17 protein-coding genes are annotated in these 16237 nt (G+C 63.0%); 14 read left to right on the top strand and 3 right to left on the bottom strand.

The genetic code is table 11. The annotated features are described in order from the left end of the window. Positions 1-91: 91 nt before the first annotated feature. Both M2432_RS27510 and M2432_RS27505 read right to left on the bottom strand, forming a co-directional pair. Positions 92-1123 carry an NAD(P)H-dependent glycerol-3-phosphate dehydrogenase gene (locus tag M2432_RS27510; protein ID WP_280830023.1) on the bottom strand — a complete coding sequence of 344 codons (1032 nt, stop codon included), beginning with the start codon at positions 1121-1123 and terminating at the stop codon, positions 92-94. A 117-nt stretch (positions 1124-1240) separates the two neighbouring features. Further along, positions 1241-2023 (bottom strand): FCD domain-containing protein, encoded by a 783-nt coding sequence (locus M2432_RS27505; protein WP_280830022.1) that lies wholly within the window; start codon positions 2021-2023, stop codon positions 1241-1243. 97 nt (positions 2024-2120) lie between these two features. Here M2432_RS27505 and M2432_RS27500 point away from each other — a divergent pair, with 97 nt between their 5' ends. The 12 genes from M2432_RS27500 to M2432_RS27445 all read left to right on the top strand — a co-directional run bounded on the left by M2432_RS27500 (position 2121) and on the right by M2432_RS27445 (position 13823). Next, on the top strand, positions 2121-3197 hold the full coding sequence (locus M2432_RS27500) for an acyl-CoA dehydrogenase (RefSeq protein WP_280830021.1): 1077 nt from the start codon (positions 2121-2123) through the stop codon (positions 3195-3197). A 122-nt stretch (positions 3198-3319) separates the two neighbouring features. Continuing rightward, on the top strand, positions 3320-4486 hold the full coding sequence (locus M2432_RS27495) for an acyl-CoA dehydrogenase family protein (RefSeq protein WP_280830020.1): 1167 nt from the start codon (positions 3320-3322) through the stop codon (positions 4484-4486). After that, entirely contained in the window at positions 4486-5253 is a 768-nt protein-coding gene (locus M2432_RS27490) for an SDR family NAD(P)-dependent oxidoreductase (protein ID WP_280830019.1), read from the top strand. Before M2432_RS27495 ends, M2432_RS27490 begins: the two co-directional genes overlap by 1 nt. Next, entirely contained in the window at positions 5253-6455 is a 1203-nt protein-coding gene (locus M2432_RS27485; protein WP_280830018.1) for a thiolase family protein, read from the top strand. The genes M2432_RS27490 and M2432_RS27485 overlap by 1 nt, the downstream gene beginning before the upstream one ends. Then, positions 6452-7678, top strand: coding sequence for an acetyl-CoA hydrolase/transferase C-terminal domain-containing protein (locus tag M2432_RS27480; protein WP_280830017.1), 1227 nt, complete (start codon positions 6452-6454; stop codon positions 7676-7678). The genes M2432_RS27485 and M2432_RS27480 overlap by 4 nt, the downstream gene beginning before the upstream one ends. After that, on the top strand, positions 7675-8613 hold the full coding sequence (locus M2432_RS27475; RefSeq protein WP_280830016.1) for a hydroxymethylglutaryl-CoA lyase: 939 nt from the start codon (positions 7675-7677) through the stop codon (positions 8611-8613). Before M2432_RS27480 ends, M2432_RS27475 begins: the two co-directional genes overlap by 4 nt. Positions 8614-8644: 31 nt before the next feature. Beyond that, entirely contained in the window at positions 8645-9403 is a 759-nt protein-coding gene (locus M2432_RS27470) for a glucose 1-dehydrogenase (RefSeq protein WP_280830015.1), read from the top strand. Between the two features lie 22 nt (positions 9404-9425). Further along, positions 9426-10202, top strand: coding sequence for an enoyl-CoA hydratase-related protein (locus M2432_RS27465; RefSeq protein ID WP_280830024.1), 777 nt, complete (start codon positions 9426-9428; stop codon positions 10200-10202). Between the two features lie 15 nt (positions 10203-10217). After that, positions 10218-11030: an enoyl-CoA hydratase-related protein gene (locus M2432_RS27460; RefSeq protein WP_280830014.1), complete on the top strand. Its 813-nt coding sequence runs from the start codon at positions 10218-10220 to the stop codon at positions 11028-11030. Positions 11031-11032: 2 nt separating this feature from the next. Further along, positions 11033-11875, top strand: a complete 843-nt coding sequence (locus tag M2432_RS27455; protein WP_280830013.1) for an enoyl-CoA hydratase-related protein — start codon at positions 11033-11035, stop codon at positions 11873-11875. Continuing rightward, the gene (locus tag M2432_RS27450; protein ID WP_280830012.1) at positions 11872-12804 is read left to right on the top strand and encodes a hypothetical protein; all 933 of its coding nucleotides are present in this window, start codon (positions 11872-11874) and stop codon (positions 12802-12804) included. The genes M2432_RS27455 and M2432_RS27450 overlap by 4 nt, the downstream gene beginning before the upstream one ends. Further along, positions 12804-13823: a phosphotransferase family protein gene (locus tag M2432_RS27445; RefSeq protein ID WP_280830011.1), complete on the top strand. Its 1020-nt coding sequence runs from the start codon at positions 12804-12806 to the stop codon at positions 13821-13823. The genes M2432_RS27450 and M2432_RS27445 overlap by 1 nt, the downstream gene beginning before the upstream one ends. A gap of 193 nt (positions 13824-14016) precedes the next feature. On the opposite strand, the gene M2432_RS27440 is transcribed toward M2432_RS27445, so the two are convergent. After that, entirely contained in the window at positions 14017-14922 is a 906-nt protein-coding gene (locus tag M2432_RS27440) for an SDR family oxidoreductase (RefSeq protein WP_280830010.1), read from the bottom strand. A 62-nt stretch (positions 14923-14984) separates the two neighbouring features. On the opposite strand from M2432_RS27440, the gene M2432_RS27435 reads away from it, so the two are divergent. Continuing rightward, positions 14985-15671, top strand: coding sequence for a hypothetical protein (locus tag M2432_RS27435; protein WP_280830009.1), 687 nt, complete (start codon positions 14985-14987; stop codon positions 15669-15671). 82 nt (positions 15672-15753) lie between these two features. Further along, positions 15754-16146 carry a DUF2834 domain-containing protein gene (locus M2432_RS27430; RefSeq protein ID WP_280830008.1) on the top strand — a complete coding sequence of 131 codons (393 nt, stop codon included), beginning with the start codon at positions 15754-15756 and terminating at the stop codon, positions 16144-16146. Positions 16147-16237: the final 91 nt, after the last annotated feature.

Here is a 16237-nt window from a genome sequence, read left to right as displayed (position 1 = left end):
CGTCGTCGGTCAACACAATCGGAACTGCCGCAGGACCACGAGTCGCCATGGCCCACCATAACAAACGAGACCGAATTAACGACTCAGGACACTAGAAGCCGGCCCCGTGAATCTCGTGGCCAGGCTTCTCGGCCGCTAGGCCTCGGTAAGCATCTTCGGGGAGACCCCCGTGATTTATGACGGCGTCGACCTCGCGCGCGATCGGCATGGAAATGCCGTACTGATTCGCGAACTTCATGATCACGCCGGCTGCCGTGACTCCCTCGGCGACTTGATTCATCGACGCGATGATCTCGTCGAGCCGTTTGCCTGCTCCGAGCTGCTCGCCGACTTGCCGATTGCGGCTACGCGGGCTGGTGCAGGTGACGATGAGATCGCCCATCCCGGCCAGTCCCGCGAAGGTGTCTCGGTGGCCGCCGGCTGCTTCGCCCAACTTGGACATCTCCCGTACCGCCCGGGCAATGACCATGGCGCGGGTGTTTTCGCCCATGTTGAGTGCCGAGCCTATGCCGACGCCGATGGCATAAACGTTCTTCAACGCACCCGCCATTTCGACTCCGACGACATCGTCGGTTGTGTAAGTCCGGAACCGGTCGGTGCGGAACAACCCGGCAAGGTTCGCGGCCAGATGCTGATCGGGCATGGCAAGCACCGCCGCGGCCGCATAGCCGTCGGCCACCTCACGGGCGATGTTCGGACCGGCCAACACACCGGCGGGATGTCCGGGCAGCAGTTCGTCGACAATCTGGGTCATCCGCTGGTTGGTGCCCTGTTCCAGGCCTTTGACCAGTGACACCACCGGCACCCACGGCCGGAGCTGACCCGCCAACTCCGTCAGTACTTTGCGAAAGCCTTGCGACGGCACCGCCATTACGGCAACGTCGGCCTGATCTACAGCCTCTTCTAAATCGGTTGTTGCACACAGTGATACCGGTAGTTCGACGTCCCAGCCTAGGTACCGAGAATTGCGATGGTTCTTGGTGATGTCCTCAGCTGTTTCCTCGGATCGCACCCACTGCAGCGTCGGCCCACCCCTCGCGCAAATCGATGCCACGGTCGTGCCCCACGATCCCCCGCCGAGCACGACGACGCGGTGTTGACGCCTCGTTGTCGTCTTATCCACCAAATACTCCACCCTTCAGAGCCACGTCTCCACCCTCGGCATCTCCATCATGGCTGATCGAGCCAACCCAGGGCTTCCCCCGAAAGGGACACCTTTTGCCGACTTATCGGACGTGAGTTATAGGCCTGCAGCGGAATCACGAACAACGATCGCCCCGCGATCGTCAGACTCGGCCATGGCGTCGGCATAGCTGTGTACATGTCTGCGCATTCGCCGACTGGCGGCGTCCGCATCACGATTCCGAATCGACGCGGTTATCCCTCGGTGCGCCGTTGTTGTCACGGCACGGACCTCGGCGCTCACGAAGGCCTCGTTCTGAGTTCCGGCGTAGATGGCCTGCGATAGCGCAATCATGAAGCCTGTCAACAACTCGTTGTGACTGGCCACCGCCACGCCCACATGCCAATCCAGGTTGGCCTGCAGGAAATGCTCTAAGTCAGCATCTGGATCTGCAATCGCATCGTTCGCCCGGTCGAGTTCGGCGAGATCGTCGGCATTTCGGTTACGCGCGGCCAATTCGGCGCAGAACGGTTCCAGCGCCTCCCGGGTCTCCATCAGATCGACGAGCTTGATTCTTCTGCCACGGATGAGCATCGTCACCGAACTGGCCATCGACTTTGTGGTCGGCCGCTGCACAAACGTGCCACCCGCCCGGCCGGCCTTGACCCGAACCAGGTTCTGCACTTCGAGGATGCGCAGCGCCTCGCGCACTGTGGCCCGACTCATCTGCGTTTGTTTGACAAGCTCACGCTCGGGCGGGAGCGACGCTCCCTCCGCGAGTTCACCAGTGAGAATGCGTTCGCGCAGTTCCCCGGCAAGGACGTCGGATGCCTTCGGAACTTCGACAGGACTCAGCGTGATTCCGGCCCGCGTGGGGGTCTCAGCGTCGGCTACTTCCATCGCACACACCTTATGGGTTATGGTCAGACCTAAGATACCATTTAATCGTTCGGCGCGGGTATCGCGATGCTTATCATGGCGTGATTAGGAGGACCCGATGCACTGGGAGCTTTCCGAAGAGCAGGAGCTCTACACCACTTCATTGCGAGAATGGCTGCAGGAGCGGGCCGCTCTCGCGACCGTTCGCAGTTGGTTGGACTCCGGCAGCCACACCGACTTTGAACACATGTTCGTTAGTGAGGGTTGGGCCGGCGTGGGCTTCGACGAGAGCGCCGGCGGCCAGGGCGGCGGGCTGCTCGAACTGGCCCTCACCGCGCGCGAACTCGGTCGGGCGGCGGTTCCTTCGGGCTCGTGGCTCCAATCGGCCGTTGTCGCGCCGGCACTCGCCAATGAGGCAGACGTCCTTACCGCGGCGGTGTCAGCTGGTGAATTGACCGCTCTCGCAGTCAGAGCCGATCGCATCCCGCAGGCCACGCTCGTTCAGGCTTCCAGCGACCGACTTCGCGGACGAATCCCATGCGTGCTCGGCGCAGCTCAGGCGCAGCGCCTGCTAGTCCCGGTCCACGACGGCGATTCGACATCATTGTGGCTTGTCGATCGCGCGGCCGCCGGAGTCGAGGTGCTTCGGCGTCCGTTGCTCGATCGCTCACGCGACGCGGCCGATGTCATCATCGACGACGCTGCGGGGCGTCGGCTGGACGTCGACGCCGGCGCGTTGATCAGCGAAATGGCCAGCAGGGCAGCCGTTCTGGTCGCCGCCGATACGCTCGGCGCCTGCGAACGCATGCTTGACCTGACCGTTGAATACAGCGGCCAACGCCAACAGTTCGGAGTGCCGATCGGCGCCTTCCAGGCGGTGAAGCACGCCGCGGCGCAAATGCTGGTGACCGTCGAATCATCGATGTCGGTCGTTTTCTACGCCGCGCAATCCGTCGAAGACCGTCAACCCGACCGCGCCATCCATGCCGCAGTAGCCAAAGCACAGGTCACCGGTCATGCCACAGAACTCGCCGACAGCGCGCTGACCCTGCACGGCGCCGTCGGCTACACCTGGGAACACGACCTGCAACTGTTCTACAAGCGAGCCAACCTCAACCGGGTGCTCTTCGGCACGCCGGCGGCGTGGAACGAACGCATCGCCGACAGCCTTCCGCTGCTGCCCGCGCCAGCCTGACCAGGCTGTCGTCAGCCCAAACGGGCACCCCAGACGACGCCTCAACCGGCCTTTCTTTTTGGTCTGTCCATTATTATAATTAGCACAGGGATCGACCCCTAGCACGACGAGTGGAGAATGTTGTGGACTTCGAGTTGAACGAGGATCAGCAGACGATCCGCGCTGCGGTGCGGGAGCTGGCCGGCAAGTTCGACGACCAGTACTGGATGACCAAAGACGAGAACCACGAGTTCCCGACGGAGTTCTACAACGCGTTTGCCGACGGCGGCTGGCTTGGCATCACCACCCCCGAGAAGTACGGCGGGCATGGGTTCGGCATCACCGAGGCCTCGATCATCCTTGAGGAAGTCGCGGCGAGCGGCGCCGGCATGAACGGCGCAAGCTCGATGCACCTGTCCATCTTCGGCATGCATCCGGTAATCGTGCACGGCTCCGAAGAGCTCAAGGCGCGCACACTTCCCCGCATCGTCAACGGTGATTTGCACGTCTGTTTCGGCGTCACCGAGCCGGGCGCCGGCCTGGACACCACCAAGATCACCACGTTCGCGAAGCGCGAAGGTGATCGCTACATCGTTAACGGGCGCAAGGTATGGATCTCCAAGGCGCTGGAGTCTGAGAAGGTCCTCCTGCTCACGCGGACCACGAAATTCGAAGACTCCAAACGCAAGACAGACGGGATGACCCTGTTTCTGACCGACCTCGATCGCAGCAAGGTCGAGATCCGTCCGATTCCCAAGATGGGGCGTAACGCGGTCAGCTCCAACGAACTGTTCATCGACGGCCTTGAGGTCCCAGTAGAGGACCGGGTCGGCGAAGAGGGCCAGGGGTTCAAATACATCCTCGACGGACTGAATCCGGAGCGGTGCCTGATCGCCGCCGAGGCTCTCGGCATTGGCCGCGCCGCTTTGCGCACAGCTGTGAAGTACGGCAAAGAGCGCGAGGTATTCGGCAGGCCCATTGGAATGAACCAGGGAATCCAATTCCCGTTGGCAGACTCACTGGCTCGGTTGGACGCCGGAGAGCTCATGCTGCGCAAGGCAACCTGGCTCTACGACAACGGAAAACCGTGTGCGCGCGAAGCCAATACGGCCAAGTACCTGTGCGCGGATGCAGGGTTCACGGCGGCCGACCGGGCGCTGCAAACCCATGGCGGAATGGGTTATTCGGAGGAGTACCACGTGGCGCGGTACTTCCGAGAGGCGCGACTGACGCGGATAGCCCCGATCAGCCAGGAAATGATTCTCAACTATCTGGGCGAGCACGTGCTCGGCCTGCCGAGGAGCTACTGATGACGCAACAGCGTGACGTTTTCCGACTCGACGGCCGCTCAGCGCTGGTGACTGGGGCCGGCAGCGGGCTCGGCGAAGCGATCGCCCACGCCTTCGCGGCGGCAGGCGCGGCCGTTCTGGTGACCGATATCGACGGCGAAGCGGCGACAACCGTTGCGAAATCTATTGCGGCAGAGGGTGGTACCGCGCAGGCATTCGCCCTCGACGTTCGGGACTCCGGGGCTGCAGCCGATGCCGCGGCAGCGGCTGCGGAGCTCGGCGGTGGGGCACTGCACATCCTGATCAACAATGCGGGCGCCATCGCCCCGGCGATGTTCGCCGACCTGTCGGAAGAGAAGTTCCGTCGCATCGTCGAGATCCATCTCATCGGCAGTTTCGTGTGCAGCCAGACAGCGCTCGGACGCATGCCGGACGACGGCAAGGGACGCATCATCAACGTCACTTCTGCGGCTGGGATCACCGGAACGATCGGCCAGGCGAACTACGGGGCAGCCAAGGCCGGCATCATCGGGCTGACAAAGTCGCTGGCTCGCGAACTCGCGCGGCAATCCATCACGGTCAACGCCGTCGCGCCGCTGGCCGCCACTGCGATGACCGAAAACATCCGTAGCAACGAAAAGTTGGCCGCAAAGACCCTTGCGCGAATCCCACTGGGACGCTGGGCCTTTCCTGATGAGATCGCGCCGACTTTCGTGTTCCTCGCCTCGGATGCCGGGTCGTACATCACCGGGCAGGTACTGCCCGTCGACGGCGGGACGGTGATCTGATGAGCCGCACAATCACCGGGCCGTTCGCCTCTACAGGCCGAGAGGTCTACATCGTTGAGGCCGTACGAACCCCCGTCGGCAAGTCGCATCCCGAACGCGGTTGGTATCGGGATATGCATCCGAACGCGATGCTGGCAGCCTGCTACACCGAGCTGGTCACCCGCGCCTGGATCGATCCTGCCGTCGTGGAGGATCTGGTGATCGGATGCACCGCGCCATTCGGGGAACAGTCCCGCAATATCGCCCGCAACGCCTGGCTGCAGGCGGGCTATCCGGCCGAGGTACCGGCGACCGTTCTGGACCGGCGTTGCGGCTCCGCCCAGACCGCCGTGGAAATGGGCGCGGCCCTGGTGGCTTCGGGCACGCACGACGTCGTCATAGCCGGCGGCGTCGAGCACATGCACCACGTTCCAATCGATTCGCCGGGCAAGATTTCCGAACTGTACGGCGATCCCTGGCCGGCCGAGCTGCGCGAGCGCTACGCCTTTGTGCATCAAGGAGAAAGCGCCGAGCTGATCGCCGACCGCTGGCAACTCAGCCGCCACGACATGGACACCTTCGCCGCGCTATCGCACCGAAAAGCGGCCAAAGCCATCGCCGATGGGCGGTTCGATAGCGAGATGGTGCCGATGACGCTGGACGGACAAATCCGCGTCTCGGACCAATGCGTGCGCCCAGAGACCACCGTCGAGACGCTCGCCAACCTGAAGCCAGCCTTCCGCAAGGAAGGTGGCCGCATCACCGCCGGGTCGTCCTCACCGATCAGTGACGGCGCCGCTACCGTGCTGCTGTGCTCCGGGGACGCCGTGCGCCAGCTGGGACTGCGGGCGCGCGCACGCATAGTCGACCAGACCACAGTCGGGGTTGATCCGATCATCATGCTCACCGGACCGATCCCGGCAACCCAGAAGTTGTTGCAGCGCAACAACCTGAGCATCGACGACATCGATCTGTTCGAGATCAACGAGGCGTTCTCTTCGGTCGTCCTCGCCTGGCAGCACGAACTCCGCCCGGATACCGACCGGGTCAATGTCAACGGCGGCGCCATTGCGTTGGGGCACGCTGTTGGAGCGACCGGTGCCAGGCTGATCGCGACCCTGATCCCCGAACTCGAACGCCGTGAAGCCGACCTCGGTCTGGTGACGATGTGTTGCGGCGGCGGATTGGGCACCGGAACGCTCATCCAGCGAGTGCATACGTGATCGCCTTCGCCGATTACCTGCGTGCCGATGCCGGAGTCTGGTGGGGCCAAGCGGCCGCCGAACCCCGCCCACTTGTCGATGCGTTGATTGAGCAGACCGAACGCATCGGACCGCTACGGGTTTTCACCGGGTTGAGCTGGAACGACCAACTGGCAGTCAGCATGCACGATGACGTGTCGATGGTCTCTTATGGCGGTCTCGGTGAGCTTCGTGAGCTCAGCAAATCGGGCCGACTCGACGTGGTGCCCTGCCACTATTCCGCGCTGCCGCGGATGTTCGCCGAACGTCGACTGCCATGCGACGTCGGACTGGTACAGGTTTCGCCGCCTGACTCCGACGGCTTGTGTTCACTGGGTGTGGGCGTCGATTACGTTGCCGACGCGATCCCCCACACACCGATACTCATCGCCGAGATCAACGCCCAGATGCCGGCCACCCATGGAACAGACCGGATACCCCTCGATCGCTTCGCCGCCACCATCGCCACTGACCGTCCTCTCCCAGAGGACACGGTCCGGGCGCCTGGCGAGGCCGAGCGCGTCATTGCTGCACGGATTGCTGAACTCATTGACGACGGCGACACCATCCAGTTGGGAGTCGGGTCGCTCGGGGCGGCCACACTGAGCGCGCTCCGATCCCACCGAGATCTCGGTGTCCACACCGGGATGATCACCGACGGTCTTCTCGGGCTGATCGACCAAGGCGTAATCACCGGCAATCGCAAGGAGATCGACGCCGGCGTCGCGGTGGTGGGTACCGCGCTGGGAACGGCAGAGTTGTACAAGCGCGTCAACGACCTGCCGATGCAGTTCCTACCCACCAGCTATACCCATGCCCCGCAAGTCCTTTCACAACTGCGTTCACTCGTGTCAGTCAATTTTGCCGTCGAGGTCGACCTGAGCGGACAGGTAGGTGCCGAGGTCAGTCGCGGGGTCTATGTCGGCGCCGTCGGCGGGCAGGTTGACTTCGCCAGGGCCGCCGCACTTACCGGAAAACGATCGATCATCGCCCTTCGCGCCAAGTCCGGCAACAGGTCGACAATCAAGGCTGTGCTAGACGGCGGCGTGGTGACCACGTCACGATCCGATGTTGACACCGTAATCACCGAATACGGCGTGGCTCACCTCCGCGGCTGCAGCATCCGGGAACGGGCCAAACGGATGGTCGCGATCGCCGCGCCCGAATTTCGGGACCAGCTCGACCAAGAAAGGACCCAACTGTGAACCTGCCAAACCGCGTCGACATTCGTGAAGTGGGGCCGCGCGACGGTTTTCAGAACGAACCGGAGACCATCGCCACAGCCGACAAGATTCGACTCATCAATCAACTGGCTCGCACCGGACTGAAAAGGATCGAGGTCGCCAGCTTCGTGCGCCCCGACGTCATCCCACAATTGTCTGACGGCGTCGAAGTATTGCGTGGTGTCGATGTTCCCGACGATGTGAGCCTCATGGTTCTGGTGCCCAATAGCAAGGGGCTCGACAACGCCCTCAAAGTCCGCGAAACCTTTTCCGAAGTAGCGATTTTCGTCAGCGCCTCAGAAACGCACAACAAGAAGAACGTGAATCGGACTATCGCGGAGTCTATGGCCGACAACGAGGTCATCGCGAAACGGATCGTTACCGAAGGCCTGGACTGCGCCGCCGTCATCGCCACCTCCTATGGATGCCCGTTCGAGGGCGAGGTGCCCATGAACCGGGTGCTGGACATCGCCGAACAGTTCGCCGCGGCTGGAGCCACGGAAGTCGGATTCGGCGACACCACCGGCATGGGCAACCCAGCCTATGTCGGTGAATTCTTCGCGGCCGCAATCGAGCGACTGCCCGGGGTGGAAGTCACCGCACACTTCCACAACACACGCGGGCAGGGGCTTGCAAATGCATACGCCGCACTGCAGGCCGGCTGCACCAGCTTTGAGTCGAGCTTCGGTGAACTCGGTGGCTGCCCAGTGCCAGCGGGATCCACTGGAAACATCGCCTCCGAAGACCTGATCAGCATGTTCGAGGAGATGGGCGTGTCCACAGGTGTGTCGTTGCCCGAGCTGATCGATGCTGCCCGCGCCGCGCAGGACGTACTCGGCCGCAAACTGACCAGCCACTCTATAGTCGCCGGTCCAATCAACTGGACAGCCAATCCGGACGCTCCGTCCTGCCGCTAGACCACCCGTTACTCAAAGGAGAGAGAAATCCATGTCCAATCGCGTCGCATTCGTCACCGGCGGTGCCCAAGGCATCGGCCAGGGCATCTCGGAAACCCTTGGAGCTCAAGGCTTCCGGGTCGCCGTTGCCGATCTCAACCTGGAAGCGGCAGAAGCCACCGCCAAGCGGATCGCCGAAGCCGGCGGTGAGGCCATAGCTGTCCGCGTCGATGTCACCGACACCGAATCGGTGCGCGCGGCGGTCAAGACCGTCGCAGCCGAGCTCGGCGAGATCGAAGTTGTCGTCAACAACGCCGGCTGGGACGACTTCATGCCGTTCCTCAAGACGTCAGAAGACTTCTGGGACAAGATCCTTGACATCAATTTCAAGGGCCAGCTGCGCGTCATGCACGCCGTCGTGCCCGGCATGGTCGAACGTGGATTCGGGCGCGTGATCAACATCGGCTCCGACGCGGGCCGGGTCGGCTCCTCGCTGGAAGCCGTCTACTCCGGCGCCAAGGGCGGCATCATCGCTTTCACCAAGACGTTGGCCCGCGAGGTGGCCACCAAGGGTGTCACAGTCAACACAGTGTGCCCTGGGCCGACGGACACGCCTGCGCTGCGCAAGTTCGCTGACAGCTCGGGTCAAGAGGCCGACAAGGTCATCGGTGGGATGACCCGCTCGGTACCGATGAAGCGGTTGGCCCAGCCGTCGGACATCGCTGCTGCCGTGGCATTTTTCGCCTCGGATGCCGCCGAATACATCACCGGCCAGACGCTGTCCGTCAGCGGCGGCCTCACTATGGCCTAACCGAGGAGCTATATCAATGACACTGTCTGACAACGGTTCTCCAGTTAGTTGGCATACCGAAGGGCCCATACTCGAAGTCACGCTCAACCGGCCCCCGGCCAACGCGCTCGGCCTGCCGCTCATCGACGGACTCAGCGCGGCGCTCGATGCCGCCGACGAATCGGCCCCCAAGGTCATTGTGATCTCGTCAGCGCTCACCTGCATCTTCGCCGCGGGTGCGGACATCAAACACATGTCATCGATCGACGCTGCTTCGTTCGGCGCGTACGGGGATGCCCTCCGCGCTGCCCTCGAGCGGCTCGCTGCACATTCGGCACTGTCGGTGGCTGCCGTCGACGGGCTCGCCCTCGGCGGGGGCCTGGAATTGGCGATGGCCTGCACACTGCGGGTCGCGGGGGCATCGGCGCGACTCGGTCTGCCCGAGGTGAAAATCGGCCTCATTCCCGGCGGCGGCGGAACTCAACGGCTGCCGCTGCTGGTAGGGCGGGGACGGGCGCTCGACATCATGCTCACGGGCCGACAGGTCGACGCAGACGAAGCCCTTCGCATCGGCTTGGTCGACAGGCTCGTGCCGGCGGGCACCGCCCTGGACGCGGCTCGCGAACTGGCCCGCGAACTATCTGCCGCTTCGTCGCCGGCCCAACGGGCGGTGGTGAAGACAGTCGACGCTGCCTACGACCGACCGCTGGCCGAAGGACTGCGCTACGAGGCGGACCAGGTCAACGCGTTGTTCGAGCACGGCGAGGCGGCCGAAGGCCTCCGAGCATTCATTGACAAGAGGGCACCCCAATTCGCCTGACGCGGAGGTTGATTCATGATTGATATCGAAAAACAATACGAGACTTTGCTTCTCGAGGCCCCCGCTGAAGGTGTGCTCCAGCTGACGTTGAACCGCTCCGACCGGTTCAACGCCATGACGGTTCAGATGTTCAACGAACTTGAATCCGTCGCCCGAGCCATCGGGGACGACCGCGACGTCCGAGCAGTAATACTGACCGGTGCCGGAAGAGCCTTCTGCGCGGGGTACGACCTCGATGAAGCCGCTCGACTGCCCACGCTGGGTGCATTGGGCATGCTGGACCTTCAGGAGTGCGCCGCCCGCGCGCTGAGCGCACTGCGCGGAGTTCCGGTCCCGGTGATCGCTGCGGTGAACGGTCCGGCAGCGGGCGGTGGCATGTCACTCACATTGATGGCCGACATTCGCCTGGGATCGCCCGCGGCGAAGTTCAATGCGGCCTTCGTCCGGATCGGGCTTTCCGCCGGTGACCTCGGTGCGTCCTGGTTGCTGCCGCGGATCATCGGTCCATCTGCGGCCGCCGAAATCGGCTTTACGGGCCGTATGGTCGGCGCCGAGGAGGCGGAGCGTCTCGGACTGCTCAACCGGGTGACAGGTTCCGACGACCTATTGGACGAGGCGCTGGCGATGGCCAAGCAGATCTGCGCCAACTCCCCCGGCGGTATCCGGATGTCCAAGCGCGCGTTGCAGGCCAACATGGAGGTCGCCTCGTTCGCGGCGGCGTTGGAGCTCGAAAACCGGGGGCAGGCGTTGCTGACCCGCTGTGACGATATGGCAGAGGCGCTCGATGCGTTCAAAGCCAAACGCGCACCGAACTTCTCGGGCAGGTAAGCATGACGACCGCACGCTGGAACCGAGTTTCGCGCCGCCCTTTACCTGACGTCCTCGACGAACTGAGTACCGCACACACGCTGGCATTCGACGAGGTACATCCCGGCATCGTCGTGATGTCGGTGAACCGCCCCGACCGCGGAAACTCGCAAACAGTTGAGATGTTCGGCGAAATTGCTTGGGCCACAGGGGTATTGCGCTACGCGCCGCTGCACGCCTTGATCGTCACCGGAGCGGGCGGCAAAACGTTCTGCACCGGCTTCGATTTGGCTGAGGTCGGCGCACTCACTCGAATGTCGGTGTCGGAGTTCACCGACCTGGTGGAAACCGCGGCAGCTGGTTCCACCGGGCTGCGCGCACTGCCGTTTCCGGTGATCGCCGCAGTCGGCGGACCCGCGGCCGGCGGCGGCCTATCCCTGGCGTTGGCCGCCGATGTACGAGTCGCCGACCAGACCTCGAGTTTCAGCGCAGGCTTCGTCCGAATCGGCCTGTCCATCGGCGAGCTCGGTACGTCGTGGAACTTGGTCCGGCTGATCGGCTCGGGCCGTGCGGCGGAAATGGCCTACACCGGACGCACGGTGCGGGCTACAGAAGCATATCGGATCGGGCTGGCCGACCGGCTGACTGACACCGGCACGGCCCTCGACGCAGCCCTGGAACTAGCTGAAACCATCGCGGGCAACTCAGACGACAGCATCAGGTCCACAAAAAACGCGTTGGTCCGCAACCTGGAGAACAACTCATTCCGGTCTGCGCTCGAGATGGAGAATCGTGGCCAAGCCCTTGCAGTGCAGGTACAGGCAACCCGCGAAGCGCTGGCGAGTCTGAAAGATACCGAGCAGTGACCTCCGCCGAACCGATGCAGTCCGGCCTAGGGCCCGCCGACGATCTTCGCCACCGACCGGTGGCCGGGGAGAGAACGCGCGACAGCCTGTTCTGGGAGCTGATCATGCCCGAGGAACAACTCGGCATGCAGGTCTACCTCTATCTGACCGGCTCTGGAAGAGCGGGCTACAACGTGTGTGTATGGGGCCCTGACGCGCAACCCCTTGCCCTGCACCTACACCAGGGCCGGATACCGGACCACGCCGACCTCGACGAATTCTCGTTTGACGGCCTGACCTTGACGCAGCCGCAACTGCGCAAAACTTGTCACTTGACCTACGACCGAGACGACGTCCGAATCGATTTCGAGTTCACGGGCATTCATGACGCATTCAGCTATCACTGCAATCCGGACGGGCTGCCGCCGTGGTTCGCGGCAAATCGCATTGAGCAGACTGGGCGAGTGCGGGGTGGGATCGAAGTCGCCGGACGCCGCATCGAGTGGGACCGGATGGGCCATCGGGATCACTCCTGGGGGGTCCGCGACTGGGGTATCCCCCAGCACTGGAAATGGTTCGTCGCGTACACCGAATCGGGCCGCGCCATCAACGGATGGATCTGGATCGCAAAGGGCGAGTGGGGTTTTGCTGGCTATGTCGTGCGCGACGGAGTGACCTCCCCAATTCGCGAGATCGTTCACTGCGCCGAGTACGGAGACCAGATGCACCAGCGGCGACTGCACGCGACCCTTACCGATATAACGGGTGTGAAAACCCAACTGGAACTCGATGTGTTCGGTGTGATCGAACTGCCCACCCATGACAGGCTGCAGACCGTGATCAGGGAAGGAGCGTGCCGGGCCATAATCGACGGCGAGGAAGGCGCCGGCCAATTCGAGACACATTGGCAGGGCAGCTACCTGGATTACCTTTCGGGGCAGGTCTCCTGATGTGGACCTGGTCTGAGAGCGAACTCCAAGGGCTGGGGCAATTCCTAGCCGAGCGCAACTTGTGCGGGCCAACCGTGACCGCCCAAGCGATCGGTGACGGCCATTCCAACCTGACGTTCCTCGTGTCGGACGGACAGTCGCGGGTTGTCGTTCGCCGGCCTCCCCCGCCGCCGCTGCCGCCAGGCGCTCATGACGTGCTCCGGGAGGCGGAGCTGTTGGTGGCGTTGTCCAAGACCGACGTTCCCGCACCCGCCGTGTTGGCCACCGCGCAAGCCGGTGAGCTGCTCGACGTCCCGTTTGTCGTCATGGATTTCGTCGAGGGCTCCGTCATAACCGAGTCAACACCAGCCGCCCGCAATGACACCCGTTTGCGTCGGCGCATCGGCGAATCACTGGTCGATACCCTTGCCCAGTTGCACGCTGCGCCGTGGCGCAAGGTGGGGCTTCTCAATTTCGGCAAACCGACCGGATTCAATGCCCGACAGTTGCGACGGATGCGGTCATTGGTAGCTGTTGATGGTCTGGTGCCGCCCAGGTTCACTCAACTAGACGACTGGCTGCAAGCGCACCTGCCAACTGAGTCCGCAATATCGGTCGTACACAGTGACTTTCGCATCGGAAACGTGATCGTCGACATGGGAACAGGCTCCATCGCTGCGGTCCTCGACTGGGAGCTTGCCACGATCGGAGACCCGCTGGCAGACCTTGGATACCTCCTCACCTCATATCCGGTGCCGGAGGAGCAGCTTGTTCCGACTTCGGCCATGGGCACCGCCGTTCTTGAGCCCGGTTATCCAACCCGCGCAGAGCTTCTCGACCGCTACGCCGATTACACCGGCGCTGACGTGTCGAAGGTGAATTGGTACGCGGCCTTTGCGATGTACAAGCTCGCCGCTCTCTATGAGTACAGCCGCAGGCGGTTCGAAGAAGGGGTCGGCGACCCCTATTACGCCGACCCGGAGCTGGTCTCGTCGTTCCTGATCGCCGGAGAGCGGACGACAACCGCGACGTTCATCTGATTTGAACCCGGCGAAGTAGAGGCTGCCGCAGCCGTTCTCCAGGCTCTGGTGCTGGCGCTCCCGTCATTGTGTCGGGAGCGAGCGAGTTCAATGGCTGCCTCAGGCAAGTCCTGGAAGGCCAAACCCAACAGCGCTATTCGCCGCCATCAGGACCTGGACAGCCATTGAACGATGAGACGATCACCGGTCCTGGTTACACGGACCGCTGCGCCTTGGCAGCAGCGGAGGCGGCCATGCTGCGCTCGCGCGCTTCGGCCCAGTCTGCGTCGGTCATCGCGGTCAGGCCGGCGAAGGTATTGGGCCCAGCGAGCCGTTGGCCACCGTCCATCGCAATGGTCTCACCGGTCAAGTAGTTGCAGGCGTCCGAAAATGCGAAGATGGTCAGGTTCGCAAGTTCGTCGATGGTCCCCGATCGGCCGAGCGGGATCTGATCAACCTGCGTGGCTCCGACTGAGCTCTTGTCGGTCGGGTTGAGCATCTCCCACGCGTAGTCCGTCGGAATCGGCCCCGGCGCAAACGCATTCAGCCGGATCCCATACCGACCCCACTCCACTGCCAACGACATCGTCATTGCGTGCACAGCAGCCTTGGCCATAGCCGAGGGGACCACGAACGCCGACCCGCTCCACACCCACGTGGTGAGGTTGGACAGCACAGTGCCCGGGAGCCCTTCCGCTATCCACCGCTTCCCCAGGGCGAGTGTGGTGTTGAAAGACCCGGTCATGACGGTGGACGTCACCGCCTCGAAGGCGCGCTGACTGAGCGTGGCGGTAGGCGCGATAAAGTTGGCCGCTGCGTTATTGAGCAGCCCAGTGAGCGGCCCGCGCCGCTCCCAGATCTCCGTCACCGCGGCCTCGACCGATACCGAATCCCGCACATCGACGGTCTGGTAATGAGCCGATCCAGGGCGGCCACCGGAGACTTCTTCGGCAGCCTCGGCCAGCACCGCTTCCCGTCGGCCCCACAAATGCACCTCGGCACCGTGTTTGACCAGCCGGGCGGCCACGCCACGGCCGAGCCCCGTTCCGCCGCCAGTAATCAGTATCCGCTTGTCCGACAGTAGATCCTGGGCAAAGATGTCACGCTTCGTTGCGCTCATATCCACAGACCCTTCGTGGGTTTGGTCTTACCATATTAATGATTGATCATTACAATAGCACCATGCCGCCGGTAGATCACCAACTGAATCTGATGACGCAAACGCTCCTGACCGGCCTCAGTTGGGCGCTGACTGCGGCCCTGCTGGTGCTTGGAGTCTGGCTCGGTAGGCGCGAGCGGACACCGTTCTATGTATTGATCGTCGTGGCGGCCGGCGTAGGAGCATTCGCCGAGCCTCTCTATGACGTGGCCATGATGCTGTACTTCTACTCCACCGACGGCATGTGGACGCATTTCACCGCATTCAACATTCCACAACCGATCTGGACGCACAGCGGCTACGTGGTGCTGTATGCCGCGCCTGCGATGTACATCGCGTACCAGATCGCCCGTGGCACGGCGAGTCGCACCAAACTGTTCGGCTGGGCCGGCATCGTTTTGTTGGAATCGGCGGCGTTCGAGATCGTCGGCATCAACGGCGGTCTCTACACATACTGGGGGCCTCACGTTTTCCGAGTCTTCCAGTATCCGTTGGTGATTGGAGTCCTCGAAGCAGCCCAAGTGATTTGCTTCGCAGTGGCGGCGTCCCAGCTGCGCGCCCGCGCTACTGCGCTGTGGCAACTGTCAGGGCTGTTCGCGATTTTCCCGTTCACGTTCTTCGGCGCCAACTTCGGCTTGGGTTGGCCGACGATCATCGCCTTGCACCTCGAGCACACCTCCACGCCGGTATCGCGGCGGCGAGCACAGTGAGCATCTGCTTGGCGGCAGTGATGGTTCGTATGTGCGCAGCATTCTTGCCGCCAGAAACCCCAGCAACGAAGGAATCGTCCAAATGAACTCACATACGACAACATCGACGTCCACCAACATTCGACACGCCTTCTTCATCCTCGCCGGCGTCGCGGCACTACTGTTGACCTGGCCGCACGCATTCCAGTGGATGGCCAACGGCGGGAACATCCTCAATCCAGTTGCGTTCTTCGGCGACGCGATCAAAGCCGGCGGAACGGCCGCATTCCTCAGCATCGACATGGCCATCGCCTGGCTGGTGTTCATGGTGTGGGTCGTGTTCGACGCCAAGAGGATTGGCCTCGGATACAAGTGGGGCTGGTTCTTCGTCCTCTTGTCTTATATCGGCGTATCGATGGCGTTCCCGTTCTACCTCGTCACACGTGAGCGGTACGTCGCCAAGCACGATCGCACCGAGCAAGTGACCGCGGGCTAGTGTCCTGAGTCGTTAATTCGGTCTCGTTTGTTATGGTGGGCCATGGCGACTCGTGGTCCTGCGGCAGTTCCGATTGTGTTGACCGACGACG

Source organism: Mycobacterium sp. OTB74 (genome assembly GCF_029892685.1).
Taxonomy (GTDB): Bacteria; Actinomycetota; Actinomycetes; order Mycobacteriales; family Mycobacteriaceae; genus Mycobacterium.
Note: the sequence above shows the minus strand (reverse complement) of the source record. Positions and strands in the feature narration are given on the sequence as shown.

What these genes read in the sequence shown, in the direction of transcription:
- M2432_RS27490 (WP_280830019.1), top strand. Translation starts at nt 4,486, where the DNA reads ATGACGCAACAGCGTGACGTTTTCCGACTCGACGGCCGCTCAGCGCTG.
- M2432_RS27430 (WP_280830008.1), top strand. Translation starts at nt 15,754, where the DNA reads ATGAACTCACATACGACAACATCGACGTCCACCAACATTCGACACGCC.
- M2432_RS27460 (WP_280830014.1), top strand. Translation starts at nt 10,218, where the DNA reads ATGATTGATATCGAAAAACAATACGAGACTTTGCTTCTCGAGGCCCCC.
- M2432_RS27455 (WP_280830013.1), top strand. Translation starts at nt 11,033, where the DNA reads ATGACGACCGCACGCTGGAACCGAGTTTCGCGCCGCCCTTTACCTGAC.
- M2432_RS27500 (WP_280830021.1), top strand. Translation starts at nt 2,121, where the DNA reads ATGCACTGGGAGCTTTCCGAAGAGCAGGAGCTCTACACCACTTCATTG.
- M2432_RS27485 (WP_280830018.1), top strand. Translation starts at nt 5,253, where the DNA reads ATGAGCCGCACAATCACCGGGCCGTTCGCCTCTACAGGCCGAGAGGTC.
- M2432_RS27435 (WP_280830009.1), top strand. Translation starts at nt 14,985, where the DNA reads ATGCCGCCGGTAGATCACCAACTGAATCTGATGACGCAAACGCTCCTG.
- M2432_RS27470 (WP_280830015.1), top strand. Translation starts at nt 8,645, where the DNA reads ATGTCCAATCGCGTCGCATTCGTCACCGGCGGTGCCCAAGGCATCGGC.
- M2432_RS27505 (WP_280830022.1), bottom strand. Translation starts at nt 2,023, where the DNA reads ATGGAAGTAGCCGACGCTGAGACCCCCACGCGGGCCGGAATCACGCTG.
- M2432_RS27445 (WP_280830011.1), top strand. Translation starts at nt 12,804, where the DNA reads ATGTGGACCTGGTCTGAGAGCGAACTCCAAGGGCTGGGGCAATTCCTA.
- M2432_RS27440 (WP_280830010.1), bottom strand. Translation starts at nt 14,922, where the DNA reads ATGAGCGCAACGAAGCGTGACATCTTTGCCCAGGATCTACTGTCGGAC.